Source organism: Brevundimonas sp. (assembly GCF_051860745.1).
Classification (GTDB): domain Bacteria; phylum Pseudomonadota; class Alphaproteobacteria; order Caulobacterales; family Caulobacteraceae; genus Brevundimonas.
The window spans coordinates 33,195-51,576 of the sequence record NZ_JBHYDN010000005.1 but is presented as its reverse complement, the minus strand read 5'-3'; the positions used below and the strand labels follow the sequence as shown (position 1 = coordinate 51,576).

At 67.6% G+C, this 18,382-nt stretch carries 25 protein-coding genes; 13 read left to right on the top strand and 12 right to left on the bottom strand.

Annotated elements, in window-relative coordinates; translation table 11 throughout:
- Positions 1-3: 3 nt before the first annotated feature.
- From ACTIEW_RS07835 to ACTIEW_RS07825, 3 genes are all read right to left on the bottom strand, one after another.
- Positions 4-852: a 3-hydroxybutyrate dehydrogenase gene (locus tag ACTIEW_RS07835; protein ID WP_439477352.1), complete on the bottom strand. Its 849-nt coding sequence runs from the start codon at positions 850-852 to the stop codon at positions 4-6.
- A gap of 72 nt (positions 853-924) precedes the next feature.
- Entirely contained in the window at positions 925-1,692 is a 768-nt protein-coding gene (yaaA, locus tag ACTIEW_RS07830; RefSeq protein ID WP_439477351.1) for a peroxide stress protein YaaA, read from the bottom strand.
- Between the two features lie 90 nt (positions 1,693-1,782).
- A complete protein-coding gene (locus tag ACTIEW_RS07825; protein ID WP_439477350.1) occupies positions 1,783-2,607 on the bottom strand; it encodes an NAD(P)H-hydrate dehydratase in 825 nt (274 codons plus the stop codon).
- Between the two features lie 120 nt (positions 2,608-2,727).
- Here ACTIEW_RS07825 and ACTIEW_RS07820 point away from each other — a divergent pair, with 120 nt between their 5' ends.
- Both ACTIEW_RS07820 and glnA read left to right on the top strand, forming a co-directional pair.
- A complete protein-coding gene (locus tag ACTIEW_RS07820; protein ID WP_439477349.1) occupies positions 2,728-3,066 on the top strand; it encodes a P-II family nitrogen regulator in 339 nt (112 codons plus the stop codon).
- 76 nt (positions 3,067-3,142) lie between these two features.
- Positions 3,143-4,549, top strand: coding sequence for a type I glutamate--ammonia ligase (gene glnA / locus ACTIEW_RS07815; RefSeq protein ID WP_439477348.1), 1,407 nt, complete (start codon positions 3,143-3,145; stop codon positions 4,547-4,549).
- A gap of 78 nt (positions 4,550-4,627) precedes the next feature.
- Here the strand turns inward: glnA and ACTIEW_RS07810 are convergent, their stop codons facing one another.
- From ACTIEW_RS07810 to ACTIEW_RS07795, 4 genes are all read right to left on the bottom strand, one after another.
- Entirely contained in the window at positions 4,628-4,906 is a 279-nt protein-coding gene (locus tag ACTIEW_RS07810) for a hypothetical protein (RefSeq protein WP_439477347.1), read from the bottom strand.
- A gap of 70 nt (positions 4,907-4,976) precedes the next feature.
- Complete coding sequence (tatC, locus tag ACTIEW_RS07805; protein ID WP_439477346.1) at positions 4,977-5,861, bottom strand: twin-arginine translocase subunit TatC; 885 nt, start codon at positions 5,859-5,861, stop codon at positions 4,977-4,979.
- Positions 5,858-6,379 (bottom strand): Sec-independent protein translocase protein TatB, encoded by a 522-nt coding sequence (gene tatB, locus ACTIEW_RS07800; protein WP_439477345.1) that lies wholly within the window; start codon positions 6,377-6,379, stop codon positions 5,858-5,860. Before tatB ends, tatC begins: the two co-directional genes overlap by 4 nt.
- 28 nt (positions 6,380-6,407) lie before the next feature.
- Positions 6,408-6,626, bottom strand: a complete 219-nt coding sequence (locus tag ACTIEW_RS07795) for a twin-arginine translocase TatA/TatE family subunit (protein WP_292066693.1) — start codon at positions 6,624-6,626, stop codon at positions 6,408-6,410.
- 104 nt (positions 6,627-6,730) lie between these two features.
- Between ACTIEW_RS07795 and rnhA the strand changes: the two genes are divergently transcribed.
- Positions 6,731-7,174, top strand: a complete 444-nt coding sequence (rnhA, locus tag ACTIEW_RS07790) for a ribonuclease HI (protein ID WP_439477344.1) — start codon at positions 6,731-6,733, stop codon at positions 7,172-7,174.
- Here the strand turns inward: rnhA and ACTIEW_RS07785 are convergent.
- The 3 genes from ACTIEW_RS07785 to ACTIEW_RS07775 form a co-directional block, all read right to left on the bottom strand.
- Positions 7,171-7,629 (bottom strand): NfeD family protein, encoded by a 459-nt coding sequence (locus ACTIEW_RS07785; RefSeq protein WP_439477343.1) that lies wholly within the window; start codon positions 7,627-7,629, stop codon positions 7,171-7,173. The genes rnhA and ACTIEW_RS07785 overlap by 4 nt on opposite strands.
- 3 nt (positions 7,630-7,632) lie before the next feature.
- Complete coding sequence (locus tag ACTIEW_RS07780) at positions 7,633-8,646, bottom strand: SPFH domain-containing protein (RefSeq protein ID WP_439477342.1); 1,014 nt, start codon at positions 8,644-8,646, stop codon at positions 7,633-7,635.
- Positions 8,647-8,740: 94 nt separating this feature from the next.
- Positions 8,741-9,148 carry an NUDIX hydrolase gene (locus tag ACTIEW_RS07775; RefSeq protein ID WP_439477341.1) on the bottom strand — a complete coding sequence of 136 codons (408 nt, stop codon included), beginning with the start codon at positions 9,146-9,148 and terminating at the stop codon, positions 8,741-8,743.
- Between the two features lie 163 nt (positions 9,149-9,311).
- Between ACTIEW_RS07775 and ACTIEW_RS07770 the strand changes: the two genes are divergently transcribed.
- The 5 genes from ACTIEW_RS07770 to ACTIEW_RS07750 all read left to right on the top strand — a co-directional run bounded on the left by ACTIEW_RS07770 (position 9,312) and on the right by ACTIEW_RS07750 (position 13,140).
- Positions 9,312-10,718, top strand: a complete 1,407-nt coding sequence (locus tag ACTIEW_RS07770) for an FAD-binding oxidoreductase (RefSeq protein WP_439477340.1) — start codon at positions 9,312-9,314, stop codon at positions 10,716-10,718.
- Positions 10,719-10,957: 239 nt separating this feature from the next.
- Positions 10,958-11,902, top strand: a complete 945-nt coding sequence (gene fabD, locus ACTIEW_RS07765; RefSeq protein WP_439477339.1) for an ACP S-malonyltransferase — start codon at positions 10,958-10,960, stop codon at positions 11,900-11,902.
- Positions 11,899-12,186 (top strand): hypothetical protein, encoded by a 288-nt coding sequence (locus ACTIEW_RS07760; RefSeq protein ID WP_439477338.1) that lies wholly within the window; start codon positions 11,899-11,901, stop codon positions 12,184-12,186. Before fabD ends, ACTIEW_RS07760 begins: the two co-directional genes overlap by 4 nt.
- A 22-nt stretch (positions 12,187-12,208) precedes the next feature.
- A complete protein-coding gene (fabG, locus tag ACTIEW_RS07755) occupies positions 12,209-12,949 on the top strand; it encodes a 3-oxoacyl-[acyl-carrier-protein] reductase (RefSeq protein WP_439477337.1) in 741 nt (246 codons plus the stop codon).
- Positions 12,949-13,140, top strand: coding sequence for a hypothetical protein (locus tag ACTIEW_RS07750; protein WP_439477336.1), 192 nt, complete (start codon positions 12,949-12,951; stop codon positions 13,138-13,140). The genes fabG and ACTIEW_RS07750 overlap by 1 nt, the downstream gene beginning before the upstream one ends.
- 46 nt (positions 13,141-13,186) lie before the next feature.
- Here ACTIEW_RS07750 and ACTIEW_RS07745 read toward each other — a convergent pair whose 3' ends face one another.
- Positions 13,187-13,618, bottom strand: a complete 432-nt coding sequence (locus ACTIEW_RS07745) for a type II toxin-antitoxin system PemK/MazF family toxin (protein ID WP_439477335.1) — start codon at positions 13,616-13,618, stop codon at positions 13,187-13,189.
- A 3-nt stretch (positions 13,619-13,621) separates the two neighbouring features.
- On the bottom strand, positions 13,622-13,882 hold the full coding sequence (locus ACTIEW_RS07740) for a type II toxin-antitoxin system prevent-host-death family antitoxin (protein WP_439477334.1): 261 nt from the start codon (positions 13,880-13,882) through the stop codon (positions 13,622-13,624).
- A 210-nt stretch (positions 13,883-14,092) separates the two neighbouring features.
- Between ACTIEW_RS07740 and ACTIEW_RS07735 the strand changes: the two genes are divergently transcribed.
- From ACTIEW_RS07735 to gmk, 5 genes are all read left to right on the top strand, one after another.
- The gene (locus tag ACTIEW_RS07735) at positions 14,093-14,332 is read left to right on the top strand and encodes an acyl carrier protein (protein ID WP_055830235.1); all 240 of its coding nucleotides are present in this window, start codon (positions 14,093-14,095) and stop codon (positions 14,330-14,332) included.
- Between the two features lie 107 nt (positions 14,333-14,439).
- Positions 14,440-15,720: a beta-ketoacyl-ACP synthase II gene (gene fabF / locus ACTIEW_RS07730; protein WP_439477333.1), complete on the top strand. Its 1,281-nt coding sequence runs from the start codon at positions 14,440-14,442 to the stop codon at positions 15,718-15,720.
- On the top strand, positions 15,720-16,841 hold the full coding sequence (gene mltG, locus ACTIEW_RS07725) for an endolytic transglycosylase MltG (protein ID WP_439477332.1): 1,122 nt from the start codon (positions 15,720-15,722) through the stop codon (positions 16,839-16,841). The genes fabF and mltG overlap by 1 nt, the downstream gene beginning before the upstream one ends.
- On the top strand, positions 16,838-17,719 hold the full coding sequence (locus ACTIEW_RS07720) for a YicC/YloC family endoribonuclease (RefSeq protein WP_439477331.1): 882 nt from the start codon (positions 16,838-16,840) through the stop codon (positions 17,717-17,719). The genes mltG and ACTIEW_RS07720 overlap by 4 nt, the downstream gene beginning before the upstream one ends.
- A complete protein-coding gene (gmk, locus tag ACTIEW_RS07715) occupies positions 17,709-18,350 on the top strand; it encodes a guanylate kinase (protein ID WP_439477330.1) in 642 nt (213 codons plus the stop codon). Before ACTIEW_RS07720 ends, gmk begins: the two co-directional genes overlap by 11 nt.
- The last annotated feature ends 32 nt before the right edge of the window (positions 18,351-18,382 follow it).

The following is an 18,382-nucleotide window of genomic DNA, read 5'->3' as shown; positions in this document are numbered from 1 at the left end:
GCGCTACTGCGCCGTCCACCCGCCGTCGATCGAGAAGCTCGCCCCATTCGCCGAGGCGCCGAGGTCGCTGACCAGATAGAGCATCATCCCGGTCAGTTCGTCAGTCGTGACGAACCGTTTGGTCGGCTGCGAGCCGAGGATGACCTCCTTGAGCACCGCCTCCTTCGACAGGCCGCGTGCGCGGGCCTGGTCGGCGATCTGTTTCTCGACGATCGGCGTCTCGACATAGCCGGGGCAGATGGCGTTGCAGGTGATGCCGTCCAGGGCGACTTCGAGCGCCACCGTCTTGGTGAAGCCGATCACGCCGTGCTTGGCCGCGACATAGGCGGACTTGAACGGGCTGGCGACGAGGCCGTGGGCCGAGGCGACATTGATGATCCGGCCGCGCCCCTGCGCCTTCATGATCGGGATCGCCGCGCGGGTGGCGTAGAAGGTCGAGGACAGGTTGACGGCGATGATCTGTTCCCACTTGTCGGACGGGAATTTCTCGACCGCCTCGACGTGCTGGACGCCCGCGTTGTTGATCAGGATGTCGACCCGGCCCAGCTGGTGCTTGCCGTAGGCGACCATGTCGGCGACCTCGTCGCCGCGCAGCATGTTGGCGGCATGATAGCGCACCTGCACGCCGCAACTGGCTTCCAGCTCCGACCGCGTGCGTTCGATCTCGGACGGGTCGCCCAGGCCGTTCAGCACCACATCGCCGCCGCGCGAGGCGATGGCGCGGGCGAAGGCCAGGCCGATGCCCGAGGTCGAGCCCGAGATCACCGCCACCTGACCCTTCAGGTCGCCGATGTCGCGGAAGGGCTCGCTCGCCGTCTCAGAGCCGTCACCGCGTTTGGGCCATTGGAACATAGGGGTCTCGTCCGTCCGTCAGTCTTGCGCCGCCAGCCTAGCTGTTCGCGCTTGCGAAGGCGACAGTCGGGATTAATTTCCTGACCTGATGAATATCCACTCTGTCTCGCTCGAGGCCGCCTTGTCAAAGCGATAACCATCGCGGTCGAAGGCCTTGAGCTCTTCGGCCTGATCGATCCGTTCATCGATGGCGAACCGCGCCATGCCGCCGCGCGCCTTCTTGGCGAAGAAGGAGATGATCCGGCTCTCGCCGTCCTTCGATTCGCGGAAATGCGGCGTCACTACCGGCAGTTTCAGCGCCCGGGCGTCAACGGCGCCAAAATATTCCTGGCTGGCCAGGTTCACCAGCGCGCGCCGGCCGTGCCCCTCGGCGTCGGCGTTCAGCTGTTTCGCGATCCGGTCGCCCCAGAAGTCGTACAGGCTGGACCCGCGCCGGGTCTTCAATCGCGTCCCCATCTCCAGCCGATAGGGCTGAATGCGATCCAGCGGCCGCAGCAGGCCGTACAGGCCCGACAGGATGCGCACATGGTCCTGGGCGAAGGCCAGACCGGCGGCGTCGAGCTCCCGCGCCTTCAGCCCCTCATAGACGTCGCCGGCGAAGGCGAAGGCCGCCTGCACCCCGTCGGTCGACTCGGCGTCAAAGGCCTGGAACCGTTCGCGGTTCAGGCGCGCCAGATCGTCGGAAATGCTCATCAGCCGGCGCAGCTCGGCCACCGTGCGGCCGCGCGCCGTCCGGGCCAGGGAGGCGGTGTCCTCAAGAAAGCGCCGCTCGCTCGCGGGCAGGCCGGGATCGGGTTCGGTGAAATCCAGCCGCTTGGCCGGTGACAGAATAATCAGCAAGACAGCGGCTCCGGCGGCGTTGCGTGCAGATAGGCCGGTTCGGTGACGAATTGAATGCATCCCGGCATTCGCCGGGATGAGCGGAATGAACTATCTCGTCTCATAAAGCGCCGCCAGCACCGCCGGGATCCGGTCCGGCAGGTCTTCGGCGATCAGTCCGGGGCCGAACCCCCGCGCCGCCTCGGCGTGCATCCACACCGCCGCGCGGGCCGCGTCGAAACTGTCCATCCGCTGCGCCATCAGCCCGGCGATCATCCCCGCCAGCACATCGCCGCTGCCGGCCGTCGCCAGCCAGGGCGTGCCGTTGTCATTGACGCTGAGCCGCCCGTCCGGCGCCGCGATGACCGTCGCCGCACCCTTCAGCACCACAACCGCGCCGGCCCGTTTCGCCGCCTCGATCGCCGCCGCCTCCCGACCCTGCTCCAGCAGACCGGGAAACAGCCGGCGGAACTCGCCCTCATGCGGGGTCAGGACGTCGTCGCGGTCCAGCACCTCGAACAGGTCCTCGGGCCAGCTCTCGAACACGGTCAGCCCGTCGGCGTCCACGACCAGCGCCGCGCCCGTTCCGGCCAGGGCGCGGACATTGGCCTGGGTGGCGTCATTGATCCCGGCGGCCGGACCGATGACGACGGCGTCCAGGTTCGCGGCGGCTTCCGCCAAGGCCTCGTCCGAGCCGAACGGGGTCAGCATGATCGCCTCGATGGCCGGTGCGATCACCGCCATCGCATCCGGCGGGCACAGGATGCGCACCACGCCCGCGCCGATCCTCAGTCCCGCCCGGGCCGCCAGCCGCGCCGCGCCGGTCTGGGCAGCCTTGCCGGACACAACGCCCAGCCGCCCGCGCGCGTGCTTGTGCGCATCGACTCCCGGCCAGGGCAGGGTCGCGCGCCAGTCGGGCAGGGCGGGGCGGGTCATACCGGCTTACCTCCGTTCACGGATGGCGACTCAGGAGGAAAAACACTTGCCTTATTGTGCAATGCAATGTCCCCTTGCGGTCCAAGTGTGCGGCACGAAATGGCCCGCCTGGGATCGCCGATGAAAAAGATCGAAGCCGTCATCAAGCCTTTCAAGCTGGATGAAGTAAAAGAAGCGCTCCAGGACGCGGGCGTGCAGGGCATGACGGTGCTGGAGGCCAAGGGATATGGTCGCCAGAAGGGTCATTCCGAACTCTACCGCGGCGCCGAATACGTCATCGACTTCCTGCCCAAGATCAAGATCGAGGTGGTGGTTTCCGACGACATGGTCAACTCGGTTGTCGACGCCATCCAGGCCGCCGCCCGCACCGGCAAGATCGGCGACGGCAAAATCTTCATCTCCGACGTCCTCGACGTCATCCGCATCCGCACCGGCGAAACCGGCGCACAGGCCGTATAGCCCACCATCCACCGGCCGTTCCGCAAGGGGCGCGGCCGTTTTTCCTCCTCCCCCCGCTAGACAGGATCCACAAGACATGAGCGCCGGCAAGATTCTCAAGGAGATCAAGGAGAAGGACGTGAAATACGTCGATCTCCGTTTCACCGACACCAAGGGTCGGATGCAACACGTCACCTTCGACATCGACCTGGTCGATGAAGAGTTCCTCGAGGAAGGGACCATGTTCGACGGCTCCTCGATCGCCGGCTGGAAGGCGATCAATGAGTCCGACATGCTGCTCAAGCCGGACCTGACCCATTTCTGGATCGATCCCTTCTACCAACAGACGACGATGTTCCTGTTCTGCGACGTGCTGAACCCCGACACGGGCGAACCCTACAACCGCGACAGCCGCTCGATGGCCAAGAAGGCCCTGGCCTATGTCCAGTCCTCGGGCGTGGGCGACACCGTCTTCTTCGGCCCCGAAGCCGAGTTCTTCATCTTCGACGACGTGCGCTGGAGCACCGCCCCGCACGACACCGGCTACGCCTATGACTCGATCGAGCTGCCGGCCAACACTGGCGCCGAATATTCCGAAGGCAATATGGGCCATCGCCCGACGCACAAGGGCGGCTATTTCCCGGTCAATCCGACCGACAGCGCCCAGGACCTGCGCGGCGAGATGCTGGGCGTCATGCGCGATCTGGGCATGCAGCCCGAGAAGCACCACCATGAGGTCGCCCCGGCGCAGCACGAACTGGGCCTGAAGTTCAGCGACCTGCTGACCATGGCCGACCGTCTGCAGCTCTACAAATACGTCATCCACAATGTCGCCGCCGCATACGGCAAGTCGGCCACCTTCATGGCCAAGCCGACCTTCGGCGACAACGGCTCCGGCATGCATGTGCACCAGTCAATCTGGCGCGACGGCAAGCCGCTGTTCGCGGGTGACAAATACGCCGGCCTGTCGGATCTCTGTCTCTGGTACATCGGCGGCATCATCAAACACGCCAAGGCCATCAACGCCTTCGCCAACTCGACCACCAACTCCTACAAGCGGCTGGTCCCCGGCTACGAAGCCCCGGTGAAACTGGCCTATTCGTCGCGCAACCGGTCCGCCTCGATCCGGATTCCCTGGGTCAACTCGCCCAAGGCCAAGCGTATTGAAGCCCGCTTCCCCGATCCGATGGGCAACCCCTATCTGACCTTCGTCGCCCTGCTGATGGCCGGCCTCGACGGCATCGAGAACCGCATCGATCCGGGCGCGCCGGCCGACAAGAACCTCTACGACCTGCCGCCGGAGGAGCGCGGCTCGATCCCCGAGGTCTGCGGTTCGCTGAAGGAGGCGCTGGACGCCCTCGACCAGGACCGCGCCTTCCTCAAGAAGGGCGGCGTCATGGATGACGACTTCATCGACAGCTACATCGAGCTGAAGATGGAAGAGGTGATGCGCCTGCAACTGCACCCGCACCCGGTCGAGTTCGACATGTACTACAGCTGCTGACCGGCGGCTGAGGCTGGACAGTCAAAGGCGCCGGACGGGATTCCGTCCGGCGCCTTTTTCGTTCTCCAGCTTTGCGGTCTAGCGGTTGGTGGTCTCGACCTCGATGCCGTCCCGGCCGGCGCGGACCGTCGTGCTGTCGCCGTCGCGGCGATCGCGTTCGATGACCACGGGCGGGCCGGGGACGGCGACTTCACGCTCGATGACCACCGGTGCGGCCGGGACTTCGCGCTCGATGACCGTCGTCGTATCGGTGTCGCGGGCGGCGTCGGCGTCGTTGTCAGCCGGGGTGCAGGCTGCGGTGGCGAAGGCGATGGCGCCGAGCGCGGCGACGGCGGTCAGCGTGTGGCGGATGGTCATGTCGGACTCCTGAATGGGAACCCCATGCAAACGGCTACGCTCGGTCGTGGTTCCGGTCGATCCGGGGGATTCAGGTCAGCCCCTCAGCCGCGTCCGCCTTCTTCCGGCGGAACTCGATCAGACGCACGCACCAGATCGATATTTCGTAGAGCAGCACCAGCGGGACGGCGAGCATGATCTGGCTGATCGGATCGGGCGGGGTGACGACGGCGGCGACCACGACTACGGCCATGATGGCGTAGCGGCGACCCTCGGCCATGACCTTCGACGAGATGATGCCCGCCAGTCCCAGCAGGGTCATCACCACCGGCAACTGGAAGCACAGGCCGAAGGCCAGCAGCAGGGCGGTGACCAGGTTCAGATAGTCCGACACCTTGGGCAGCAGTTCCGCGGTGACGCCGCCGCCGGTGATCTGCTGGCTCAGCGAGAACCACATGACGAAGGGCAGCATGACGAAATAGACCAGAGCCGCGCCCAGCAGGAACAGCAGCGGCGCCGCGAGCAGGAAGGGCAGGAAGGCGCCCTTCTCATTGCGGTACAGGCCGGGGGCCACGAACCGGTACAACTGCCAGGCCAGCACGGGGAAGGCCACGACGATGGCCCCGAAGCCTGCCAGCTTCATCTTGGTGAAGAGGATTTCCAGCGGCGCGGTGTAGATCAGGTTGACCGTCTGGCCGTCCACGCCGGGCAGGGGTTTGAGTCCCGCTGTGCCCAGGATCAGGTCCAGCGGCGAGACCTGCCCGCCGGGCCCGACCGACTGGTGGAAGGCCGCCGCCGCCGCGAACGGCTTGACCAGAAAAATATACAACGGCTCCGCGAAATAGAAGCAGACCAGGAAGCCGATGACGAACGCGACCACGCAGATGACGAGCCGTCCACGCAGCTCGATCAGATGATCCATCAGGGGCGCACGCGACGCCTCGATCTCATCCTCGTCGGTGTCGAGCCGGGTCACAGGTCGACCTTTTTCGCGCGGATGGGCCGGGATTTGCCGCTGGCGGTCTTGATGGAGGCCGGTGGCGCGGCGGCAGCTTTCTTCGTGGTCTCGCGGGTTGTGGTTGCGGCCTTCGCCTTTGCTTTAGGTGCGGGAGGGGCCTCGGCCTCCAGCGGCGCCGTCAACGGCGGGCTGTCGGGCCATTCGTCCGGCGCGGCGAGCATGACCGGCTCGTCCAGCGGACGGTTCAGGTCGTCACGGATTTCACGGAAAGCGGCGTCGGCCTCGGCCCCCAGCGGGACCATGCCCTGACCGGTCCGGAGCGCCTGGACCTCCTTGCGCAGCTCGTCCAGCTCGGACTGGCGCGCCATCTCGTCGAAGCTCGAGCGGAACTCATTGGCCATGGCGCGGGCGCGGGCCATCACCTTGCCGATCTTGCGCATGAGCAAGGGCAAATCCTTTGGCCCCACCACAAGCAGGGCCACGATGCCGATCACCAGGATTTCAAAGCCGCCGATACCGGGGCCGAGGCCACCCATCCGTCAGGTCTCCGACGTCAATGCGGGCCTACGACTTCAGGTCTTCTTTTTCGGCGTCGGTGCGGGGCAGGGCGCCCGCACGCTCGTCCGAAGGTTTGTCCGAATCGGTGTCCTTCAAACCCTCGCGGAAGGCCTTGATGCCCTTGGCCGCGTCGCCCATCAGGCCGGACAGCTTGCCGCGCCCGCCGAACAGCAGCAGGGCGATGATGGCGACGATGGCCCAGTGCCAGATGCTGAAAGAACCCACGAACCGTCTCCTCGTTCGGGCCGGTGCGCGGCCCGTTCAAACACTTGTGCCGCATATAGGCCGTTCAGTGGCGCGACGCCAAGCGAACCTGTTAGGAGGCGCGCATGAGTCACGTGATCATCCACACCGACGGCGCCTGCAAGGGCAATCCCGGTCCCGGCGGCTGGGGCGCCATTCTCCAGACCGGCGGTGGTCACGAGAAGGAGCTGTGGGGCGGCGAGCCGCTGACCACCAACAACCGCATGGAGCTGATGGGCGCCATCAGCGCTCTCGAGGCCCTGTCCCGCCCGTGCCGCGTCGATCTCCACACCGACAGCCGCTACGTCATGGACGGCATCACCAAATGGATCGGCCCGTGGAAGGCGCGTGGCTGGAAGACCGCGGACAGGAAGCCCGTCAAGAACGAGGATCTGTGGAAACGCCTCGACGCCGCCCGCGCCCGTCACGAGGTGAAGTGGCACTGGGTCAAGGGCCACGCCGGCCATGAACTGAATGAGCGCGCCGACGGCCTCGCCAACCGCGGGATCGAGGATTTGCGGGCCGGTTAGGCCGGACGCACCTTCAGCTTCGGTCCGTCCATCCCCTCGACGATCACGCTCTCGCCCGCCAGCGGAGCCGCGCCCTCGATCTCGGCGACCCATTCGGCGCCCGAGACGAACACCCGGCCGCGGCCGTCGACGAAGGCCTGGACCACCTGCGCCCGCTGGCCGATCAGCCGACTGTCACGGGCGTTGATGTCCGGCGCGTCCGACGGATTGACCCGCTGGATCAGCCGTCGCGACAGCAGGGTCGCGACCACAGTCAGGGCGGCGAACAGGGCCACCTCGCCGAGGAAGCCCAGCGGCAGGCCCAGGGCGGTGACCACGGCCACCACCCCCGCCGACACCGCCGGCCACAGCAGCCATTCGGTCGAAAAGGCCGCTTCCACCGCTAGCAGGATCACGCCCAGGGCCAGCCAGATCCAGAACGGCTGGGCCGCGTGCAGGTCAGTCAGGGCTTCCATGGATCAGGTCCTCGGAACGGAGGGACGGGGCGGGCGCGGCGGCGCAGGACGAGCGGGCGCAGGGGGCGGCGGGGCGTCGCGACGCACGTCGCTGCGACCCTGCTGCTGTTCCCTGGCCAGGCCGACCAGTTCGCCCAGGCCGGCGATGGTGCCGACCAGGCCGGACATCTCGGCCGGGACGATGACCGTCTTGGCCGTCGGATTGCGGGCCAGTTCGGCGAAGGCCTCGACGTATTTCTGGGCGACGAAGTAGTTGATCGCGTTGACGTCGCCGGCTGCGATGGCCTGCGACACCATCGCCGTGGCTTTCGCCTCGGCCTCGGCTTCGCGTTCGCGAGCCTCGGCGTCGCGGAAGGCGGCTTCGCGGCGACCTTCAGCTTCCAGAATGGCCGCCTGTTTGGCGCCCTCGGCGCGGGCGATGGCGGCCTGTTTCTCGCCGTCGGCCTCGGTGATGACGGCGCGGCGCTCGCGCTCGGCCTTCATCTGGCGGGCCATGGCGTTGGTGATGTCCGCTGGCGGGGTCAGGTCCTTGATCTCGATCCGGTTGACCTTGACGCCCCACGGCTCGGTCGCCGCGTCGATCACGGTCAGCAGGCGCGAGTTGATCGAGTCGCGCTGGAACAGCACCTCGTCCAGCTCCATCGAACCGACCACGGTACGCAGATTGGTCGAGCACAGCTGGGTGATGGCGTAGGGCAGGTTCTCGATCCGGTAGGCGGCGGCCGAGGCCTCCATCACCTGGATGAAGACGATGGCGTCGACCTTCACCATGGCGTTGTCCTTGGTGATGACCTCTTGCTGAGGAACATCAAGAACTTGTTCCATCATGTTCATGCGGCGGCCGATGCGCTCGACGAACGGGGTCAGCAGGCTGATGCCGGGGGCGAGCGTCCGCGTGTATTTGCCGAACCGTTCGACGGTCATCTCGCGGCCCTGGGGCACGATCTTGACCACGCTGAACAGCAGCACGAAGGCCAGCACCACCAGTGCGACCGTGAATAGAAGCGACGTGTCCATGATATCTCCCTGTCCCGCACAGGTTAGCACCCTGTGGCCGCCACGCCACAGAAACCGGACAGGGCGAAGATGACATCCGCGTAATCTGCGCCGTTCAGCGCGCGGCGGCGGCCATCCGGATGATCCGCCGCGTCTCGGACCACTCGATCAGGGTCTCGGCCTCATCCAGCGCCACGAACCGCGCCTCCAGGGCGTCGTCTCCGGCGACGGGCTCGCCGGACAGCCAGCGCGCCGCATAGTCGATCAGCACATAGTGCCGCCCCGCCCCGGGAAACAGGCCGTCGACCACGTCGACCAGGCCGGTGATCTCGGCCTCCACCCCCGTCTCTTCGCGCAACTCCCGCAGGGCCGCGTCCACCGCCCGCTCGCCGGGCTCGATCCGCCCGCCGGGCAGGCTCCATTCGCCTTGCCGCGGCGGTGTCCCACGCCGGATCAGCAGCACCGAATCGTCCCGCAGACAGACGACGCCGACGGCGGGTACGGGTGTCATCGGATGGCTCATCCCTTTCTTCTATCCCGTCATCCTCGGGCTTGTCCCGAGGACCCATCGCCCCGTTGCTCGACAGGCGGCCGTCGAAACGACTGTGCGCGATCCATGGCCGAGTGACCCGAGGATGACGGTGTTTGGGGTGGCGCGCGAGCCGTCGCTTTGAGACAAGGGCGGCATGACCCCACCGTCGCCCGCCGCCCTCGCCGCCCTGAAATCCGCCCTCGGCGACGGCGGCTGGACTGATGATCCCGTGGAGATCGCGCCGTGGCTGACCGAGTGGCGGAACCGCTGGCATGGCGACACGCCCCTGATGCTGACGCCCCGCTCGACCGCCGAGGTCGCCCGCGCCGTCCGCGTCTGCGCCGAACACCGCATCGCCATCGTCCCGCAGGGCGGCGACACCGGCCTGGTCGGCGGCCAGATTCCCTATGGCGAGGTCCTGCTCTCGACCCGCAAGCTGCGCGCCATCCGCGACGTCACGCCGCTGGACGACGCCATGACCGTCGAGGCCGGGGTCACCTTGCTGGAGGCGCAACAGGCCGCCGCCGCCGCCGACCGCCTGTTCCCGCTCAGCCTTGCTGCGGAGGGCACGGCCACCATCGGGGGGGTCATCTCGACCAACGCCGGCGGCACGGCGGTGCTGCGATACGGCATGATGCGCGACCTGGTGCTGGGCATTGAGGCGGTGATGCCGGACGGCGAGGTCTTCAACGGCCTCAAACGGCTGCGCAAGGACAACACCGGTTACGACCTGAAACAGCTGCTGATCGGGGCCGAGGGCACGCTCGGCGTGGTCACCGCCGCGACCCTGAAGCTGTTCCCCGTCATGCGCAGCCGCGCGACCGCCATGGTCGGGCTCGACGCGCCCGCCGCCGCCATCGACCTGCTGGCCCGCGCCAGGGCCGAGACCGGGGGCGGGGTCGAGGCCTTCGAGCTGATGAAGCGGATCGGCATGGCGTTCGTCCTCGCCAACATCCCCGATACCCGCGAACCGTTGGACAGCGCGCCCCCCTGGTACGTCCTGATCGAACTGGTCTCGGGCGAGCCCGGCGCGGCCGACGCGGCCATGGAGCGGCTGCTGACCCACGCCTTCGAGACCGGCCTCATCAACGACGCCGCCATCGCCCAGAATGACGCCCAGCGCGCCGCCTTCTGGAAGGTGCGCGAGGAGCAGTCCGGCGCCCAGAAGCCCGAGGGCGGCGGCTGGAAGCACGACGTCTCGGTCCCGCTCTCCCGCATCGCCGACTTCCTCGAAGAGGCCACCGCCGCCGTCGAACGCTTCCACCCCGGCGCCCGGGTCAGCGCCTTCGGCCATGTCGGCGACGGCAACCTCCACTATGACGTCCTGTGCCCGCCGGGCGGCGATCTGAAAGCCTTCCTCGCCCGCTGGGAGGAGGGCTCGCAGATCGTCCACGACATCGTCGCCCGTTACGACGGCTCCATCTCCGCCGAACACGGCCTCGGCCGCCTCAAGACCGACGAGGCGCGACGCTACAAGTCGCCACTGGAGATCCGCACCATGCAGGCTGTCCGCGCCGCGATCGACCCGCAGCGGATCATGAACCCGGCGGTGCTGTTCTAGTTTCTGACCCCTCTCCCATTGGGAGAGGGCTTGAGCGCACGGGCGCGTAGCGGTCGTTCTTGCGCGAAAGGGTGAGGGTTGATCGCCGGGGGGCGGCTTCGCCGCTTCTACCAGCCGACCCACATCCGAGCGGCTTCGCCGCCCACCTTCTCCCAATGGGAGAAGGATCATCGCTGTCTTGCCCCTCCGGCTCTTCCGTCCTACCCCTCCGCCTCAATCCAAGCCGTTCGGAGCCCGCCATGACCCTCGCCCTGCTGTTCCCCGGACAAGGCAGCCAGTCGGTCGGCATGGGGGTTTCGCTCGCCGATGCCTTCGCTTCGGCCCGCGAGGTCTATGCCGAGATCGACGACGCCCTGGGCCGGAAGCTGTCGGTGCTGATGCGCGAGGGTCCCGAGGATCAGCTGACCCTCACCGAGAACGCCCAGCCCGCCCTGATGGCGGTCTCATTGGCCGCCGCCCGCGTGCTCAAGGTCGAGTTTGGCATCGACGTCAGCCGCGCCGGCTTCGTCGCCGGCCATTCGCTCGGCGAATATTCCGCCCTTTGCGCGGCAGGCTCGATCACCCTCGCCGACACGGCCCGGCTGCTGAAGCTGCGCGGTCAGGCCATGCAGCGCGCCGTGCCGGTGGGCCGCGGGGCCATGGCCTCGCTGATCGGCCCGAAGACCGACCTCGCCCTGGCCGAGGCCGCCGCCGCCGCGGGTTCGGAGGTCGGGGTCTGCGTCGTCGCCAATGACAACAACGCCGGCAATATCGTCATCTCGGGCGACAAGGCCGCCGTCGACCGCGCCATCGAAAAGGCCAGGGAGCTTGGCGCCCGCGCCATTCCCCTGAACGTCTCGGCGCCCTTCCACTGCCCGCTGATGCAGCCCGCCGCCGACGAAATGGCCGAGGCCCTGGCGGACGCGAAGATCGTCGCCCCGTCGGTCGCCGTCGTCGCCAATGTGACGGCCCGCCCCGAGACCGATCCCGAGGTCATCCGCCGCCTGCTGGTCGACCAGGTCACCGGCCGCGTCCGCTGGCGCGAGTGCATGGAATGGATGGCCGGGGAGGGCGGCGTGACCCGCTTCGCCGAGATCGGCTCGGGCAAGGTTCTGACCGGCATGGCCAAACGCATCGCCCCCGACGCGGAGAGCCTGTCTTTGAACACGCCCGAAGAGCTGGAAGCGTTCGCGGCATCACTTTGACCCTCCCGTCCACCCGACGCTGGTTCGCCCTCGTCGCATTGGCGATCGGCGGCGTAATTTTGCTGTGGCTGTTCCTGGGTTTGCTCGCGATGACGCTCTTCGCGATCGGGAACGGCAGCCTCACCGGGTGGATTATCGTGCTGCTGCTCGCCATGATCGCCGCCTGCGCAGTGCTAGCGGCTGGCGCCGCCCTAAAATCCGAACTCGGGCGTGCGACCGCCTTTCTGGTCAGCGCTTACGCCTGCGTTATCCTGTCGGTCCTTGTTGGGGCGACGATCAAATAGTCCAAAGTCTGGAGCCGCTTCCATGTTCAATCTCACCGGCAAGACCGCCCTCGTCACCGGCGCCACCGGCGGCATCGGCGGGGCCATCGCCCGCGCCCTGTACGCCCAGGGCGCGACCGTCGTCCTCTCCGGCACCCGCGAGGCCGTGCTGCAGGACCTGGCCAGGGAATTGGGCGAGCGCGCCTTCACCGCCGCCGCCAACCTGTCCGACCCCGACTCGGTCGACGGCCTGATCGCCCGCGCCGAGGAAGCCGCGGGCGCGCCGCTGGACATCCTCGTCGCCAACGCCGGCATCACGAAAGATGGTCTGCTCATGCGGATGAAGGACGAGGATTTCCAGGACGTCATCCGGGTCAATCTCGAGAGCTATTTCCGCCTCTCGCGCGCGGCCATGAAGGGGATGATGAAGCGCCGCTCGGGCCGCATCATCGGCGTCACCTCGATCGTCGGCGTCACCGGCAACCCGGGCCAGACCAACTACGCCGCCTCCAAGGCCGGCATGATCGGCTTCTCCAAGTCGCTGGCGCAGGAGGTCGGGTCTCGCGGCATCACGGTCAACTGCATCGCCCCGGGCTTCATCACCTCGCCGATGACCGATGTGCTCAACGACGCCCAACGCGAGACCATCCTCAAGACCATCCCGCTCGGCCGGCTCGGCACGGGCGACGAGATCGCCGCCGCCGCCGTCTATCTGTCCTCGGACGAAGCCGCCTACGTCACGGGGCAGACCCTGCACGTGAACGGCGGCATGGCGATGATCTGATGAAGATCCTCCGCATCCTCGCCACTATTTTCAGCGGCCCCATGTTGCTGATCGGGATCATCTGGGTGCTGCAGGGGCTCAACATCCTGCCGGGCAGCTTCATGACCGGCCAGATCATCTGGGCCGTCTATGGCGCGCCCTTGGCGCTGGCGGGCGCGGCGCTCGTCTGGTGGGTCAACCGGCGGCGGTGAGGGCGGTTCCTGGTCCCTGGGCGTGCCGGGACGATGACCTGCAACGTCAGTTTCGCGATGTGACCCGCAGCTTGCCCTTGCGAGCGCTCGCAATCATTGCGTCTCGAATCGTGTTGAAAAGGCCTCGGGGAAGGGTGCCGAACAGACATTTCCCGCTGCCGCGATGCGTGGCCCTGAGGTCGTAGCCGGGCCAGATGAAGCGATTGACCTCGCTGACGACGATCCACGACCGCTGGTTGTCCAGACCCAGCCGCCTCTTGGTCGCCAGCGGGATTTCGATGGCGCCGCTGTCCGGCTCGGGAATGGAATGGGTCACCGGAGCGACAGTCACCAGCGTTGCCTCATCGACCGTGACCGCGGCCAGAACGATCACGCAGGGCCGGTCTTTCCGGCCCTCTTTGGCGCCCTTGATCGCTTCACCTCGCCACACATAGGCATAGCTGATCACCTGGCCCGCGCGAGGTTCGGGGATCTCCACGGATCACTCAATCTCGTGATCGAACTGCGCGGATTCCGGCGGAGCCTCGCTGGCCTCAAGGGCCGCAACATCCTCGTCGCTGAGTTCCCAGGCGTAGAGCGCGACCCGATCGTTTCGCTTCAGCCGCCGGTACTCCTCCGCCGATATCAGCACCAGTCGTTCGCGTCCGTGGCTGGTAATCGAAACCGGCTCCCTGACCGCCGTGTCGCTGATGCGACCGTAGGATTTGAGGAATTCCGCTGAGGATACGCTGATATTAGGCATGGCGACATATTACTCGAATAACTGGAGTTATTCCATCCCGTTCGCCAGAGCCAGGGCGCGATCCCCTATTTCCCGCCCGCGCCGCCGTGCTAAAGCCTCCGCAACCGGTTGGCCTGAGTCTTCGTTCAAGGCTTGCGTCGCCGTCGCCGTCGTCATACGGCAGGTTTTGAGACAACAGCCGCCCCGGCGGCCCCAAAAGCAGAGACCCCCATGTCCGACACCCTGGAACGCGTCCGCAAGATCGTCATCGACCACCTGGACGCCGATCCGGAAAAGGTCGTTGAAAAGGCCAGCTTCATCGACGACCTGGGCGCTGACTCGCTCGACAACGTCGAACTGGTCATGGCCTTCGAGGAAGAATTCGACATCGAAATCCCGGACGACGCCGCCGAACACATCCAGACGGTCGGCGACGCCGTGAAATTCATCGACGAGAAGCTGGCGGGCTGATCGCCTCCACTTCGATACGGCTTTGATGGCCGCCGTGGCGCGCCCCTAGCGGGGCCGTCCGGCGGCCATTACTGTTTGCGGTCAGGATTCTGTAACGAGGAGCGCTCATGCGCCGCGTCGTCGTCACCGGCCTCGGTCTGCTCACCCCGCTCGGCTGGGGCGTTGAGCACAACTGGAAGGGCATCCTCGAGGGACGTTCGGGCATCGGTCCGATCACCAATTTCGACACCGAGGGCTTTGGCTGCACCATCGCGGGCGAGATTCCCTCGGTCGACGGTCGTGGCGGCGGAGCGCCCGGCCAGCCGGGCGTGTTCGACCACGAGAAGGTCATGTCGCCCAAGGACCGCAAGCGGGTCGACGACTTCATCGTCTACGCCATCGCCGCTGCCGACGAGGCCCTGGCCGACGCGGGCTGGAAGCCCGAGACCGAGGAGCAGCGCGAGCGCACCGGCGTCATGGTTGGCTCGGGCATCGGCGGCCTCGGCCCCATCGCCGACACCGCCATCATCCTCAAGGAACAGGGTCCGCGGCGGGTCAGCCCCTTCTTCATCCCCTCGGCCCTGATCAATCTGACCAGCGGCCAGATCTCGATCCGCCACGGCCTCAAGGGTCCGAATCATTCCGTCGTCACCGCCTGCGCCACCGGCGCCCACGCCATCGGCGACGCGGCCCGGATGATCATGCTGGACGACGCCGACGTCATGGTCGCCGGCGGGGCGGAAAGCTCTATCGTCCCCATCGGCATCGCCGGCTTCCTGGCCTGCAAGGCCCTGTGCACCGCATACAATGACGCCCCCGAAAAGGCCTCGCGGCCGTGGGACAAGGACCACTCGGGCTTCGTCATGGGCGAGGGGGCCGGCATCGTGGTGCTGGAGGAGTACGAACACGCGAAAGCCCGCGGCGCGACCATCTACGCCGAGGTCGTCGGCTACGGCATGAGCGGCGACGCGTATCACATCACCGCCCCGGCCGAGGACGGCAATGGCGGCTATCGGGCCATGCAGATGGCCATCAAGCGGGCCGGCATCGACGTCTCGGAGATCGACTACGTCAACGCCCACGGCACCTCGACCATGGCCGACTGGATCGAGGCTGGCGCTATCGAGAGGCTGATGGGCGACCATGCCCCCAACGTCGCCCTGTCCTCGACCAAGTCGATGACCGGTCACCTGCTGGGCGCCGCCGGGGCCATTGAGGCCATCTTCTGCATCCTGGCCATCCGCGACCAGATCGCCCCGCCGACCATCAACCTCGACAACCCCGAGCGCGAGACGGCCCTGAACCTGGTGCGCGGCAAGGGCCAGCCGATGGAGATCGATGTGGCCATGTCCAACAGCTTCGGCTTCGGCGGCACCAACGCCTCGGTCATCTTCCGGAAGGTCGGCTGATGTCTGTGGAGCGGGGATCCGGCCGCAAGACCGCGTTTCTGGCCGCCACGGCCACCTTCAGCACCTTCCTGATCATCGCCCTGGTCGCGGCCTGGAGCGTCTTCTACGCCCCCGGCCCGTCGGCCCGCGAGGGTGAGGCGACCATCGTCACCCTGCCCAGCGGCGCGGGGGTCAACGCCATCGCCGCCACCCTCAAGTCGGCGGGGGTGATCCGCTCGACCGACATGTTCAAGGCCGCCGCCGCCCTGACCGGCGCCGACCGCAAGCTGCGCGCCGGTGAATATGAGGTGCCCGGCAAGGCCTCGCTGCGCTCCGTCCTCGTCCTGCTGGTCGAGGGTCGGGTGGTCCGCCACTACGTCACCCTGCCCGAGGGCTGGTCCTCCGCCCAGGCCGTCGACATCCTGAACCGGCAGCCGATCCTGACCGGGACCATCGACACGACGCCCGACGAGGCCAGTCTCTGGCCTGACACCTATGAGGTCTCCCGCGGCGAGACCCGCGCCTCGGTCATCGCCCGCATGCGCACCGCCCGCGACCAGAACCTCGCCCGCCTGTGGGCCGCCCGCAGCCCCGCCACCGTCGTCCGCACGCCCGAGGAGGCCATGATCCTCGCCTCCATCGTCGAGAAGGAGACCGGCGTCGCCGCCGAACGCCCCCGCGTCGCCGCCGTCTTCACCAACCGGCTGCGGTCCGGCATGCGGCTGGAGAGCGATCCGACCATTGAATACGGCATCACCAGGGGCGTGCCGCTGCGCCGGGGCCTGAGACGGTCCGAGCTCGACCGGCCCAATCCGTGGAACACCTATCAGGTCGACGGCCTGCCCCCGACCGCTATCGCCAATCCGGGCCGGGACGCCGTCGCCGCCGTGCTCAACCCGCCCTCGACCGCCGACCTGTTCTTCGTCGCCGACGGCTCGGGCGGCCACGCCTTCGCCCGGACCTATGAGGAGCATCTCGCCAATGTCGCCCGCTGGCGCGAGATCGAGCGCCGCCGGGCCGGTCTTGCGCCCGCCCCCCCGGAGCCGGCCCCCGCCGGGCCCGCCGCAGCCGAGGCGCCCGCCGTGACCGTTCCCCCCGGCGCCCGCGTGATCACCATTCCCGCCCCGGCCCCCGCCGGATGAGCGCCATCTCCGGCATGACCGGCTTCGGCCGGACCGAAGGCGCATCCGGCGACTGGACCTGGTCGGTCGAGGCCCGTTCGGTCAACGGCCGCAATCTGGAGGTCCGCTTCCGCGGCCCGCCCGGCTTCGACGGCCTCGAGCGCCATGCCAGGACCGCCGCCCAGACCCGGCTGAGCCGCGGTCAGATCACGCTGGGGATCCAGGCCAAACGTGAACTCGGCGCCGCGTCGCTGAAGGTCAATCAGGACATCCTCGCCCACTATCTGACCCTGGCCAACCAGCTGGCGGAGGAGGGGGCGACCCCGCCCTCGGCCGACGGCCTGCTGTCCCTGCGCGGCGTGCTGGAAGCCCCCGAGGAGGCCGACGATCCCGAGGCCCGCGCCGCCGTAGAGGCCGACATGGCCGTGTCGATCGATCTGGCCCTCGACGCGCTCAAACTCTCGCGCGACCGCGAGGGATCGCAGCTCCTGCCGGTCATCACCGACTTCATCGGCCGCATTGCGGCCCTGACCGCCCAGGCCGAGACCGGGGCCGCCGCCCAGACCGACGCCATTCGCGAGCGCTTCGCCCGCCGCATGACCGAGCTGGCCCCCGATGCGCCGGGCCTTGAGGACCGCATCTTCCTTGAGGCCGCCTCGCTGGCCACGAAAGCCGACGTCCGCGAGGAGCTCGACCGCCTCACCGCCCACGTCGCCTCGGCCCGCACCCTGTTGCAGCAACCCCCCGCCGGCCGGAAACTCGACTTCCTGATGCAGGAATTCATGAGGGAGGCGAACACCCTCTGCTCAAAATCAGCTACGACCGCGCTCACCGGAATCGGCCTGGAGCTCAAGGCCGTGATCGAACAGCTGCGCGAACAGGTCCAGAATGTCGAATGAACGCCATCCCCGCCGCGGCGTCCTGCTGATCGTCGCCAGTCCCTCGGGCGCCGGCAAGACCAGCCTGTGCCGCCGCCTGATGGCCGACCACGGCGGGCTGGAGCTGTCCATTTCCATGACCACCCGCGGCATCCGCCCGGGCGAGGTCGCCGACCGCGACTATCATTTCGTCAGTGACGCCGAGTTCCAGCGGCTGATCGACGCCGACGCCTTCCTCGAATGGGCCGACGTCCACGGCGCCCGCTACGGCAGCCCGCGCGCGCCGATCGACAGGGCCCTGTCCGAGGGCCGCGACGTCCTGTTCGACATCGACTGGCAGGGCGCCCGCGACATCGCCGAAAAATGCCCCGAGGACGCCGTCCGCGTCTTCATCCTGCCGCCCAGCCTTGAGGAACTGCGTCGCCGTCTGGTCACCCGCTCCCAGGACGCCGACGAGGTCATCGAGCGCCGCATCCAGAACGCCAAGGGCGAGATCGAGCACTGCGGCGAATTCGACTATGTCTTCGTCAATGACGACTTCGACCGCAGCTACGCCGAACTGGCCCATATCTATCACGCTGAACGCAGCTGCCGTTTCCGCAACATCTGGATCGACGCCTACAGGGACGCCCTGCTGAACGAGGCGGTCTGAGTCCAAATTGTTCCGCTCATCCCGGCGAAGCC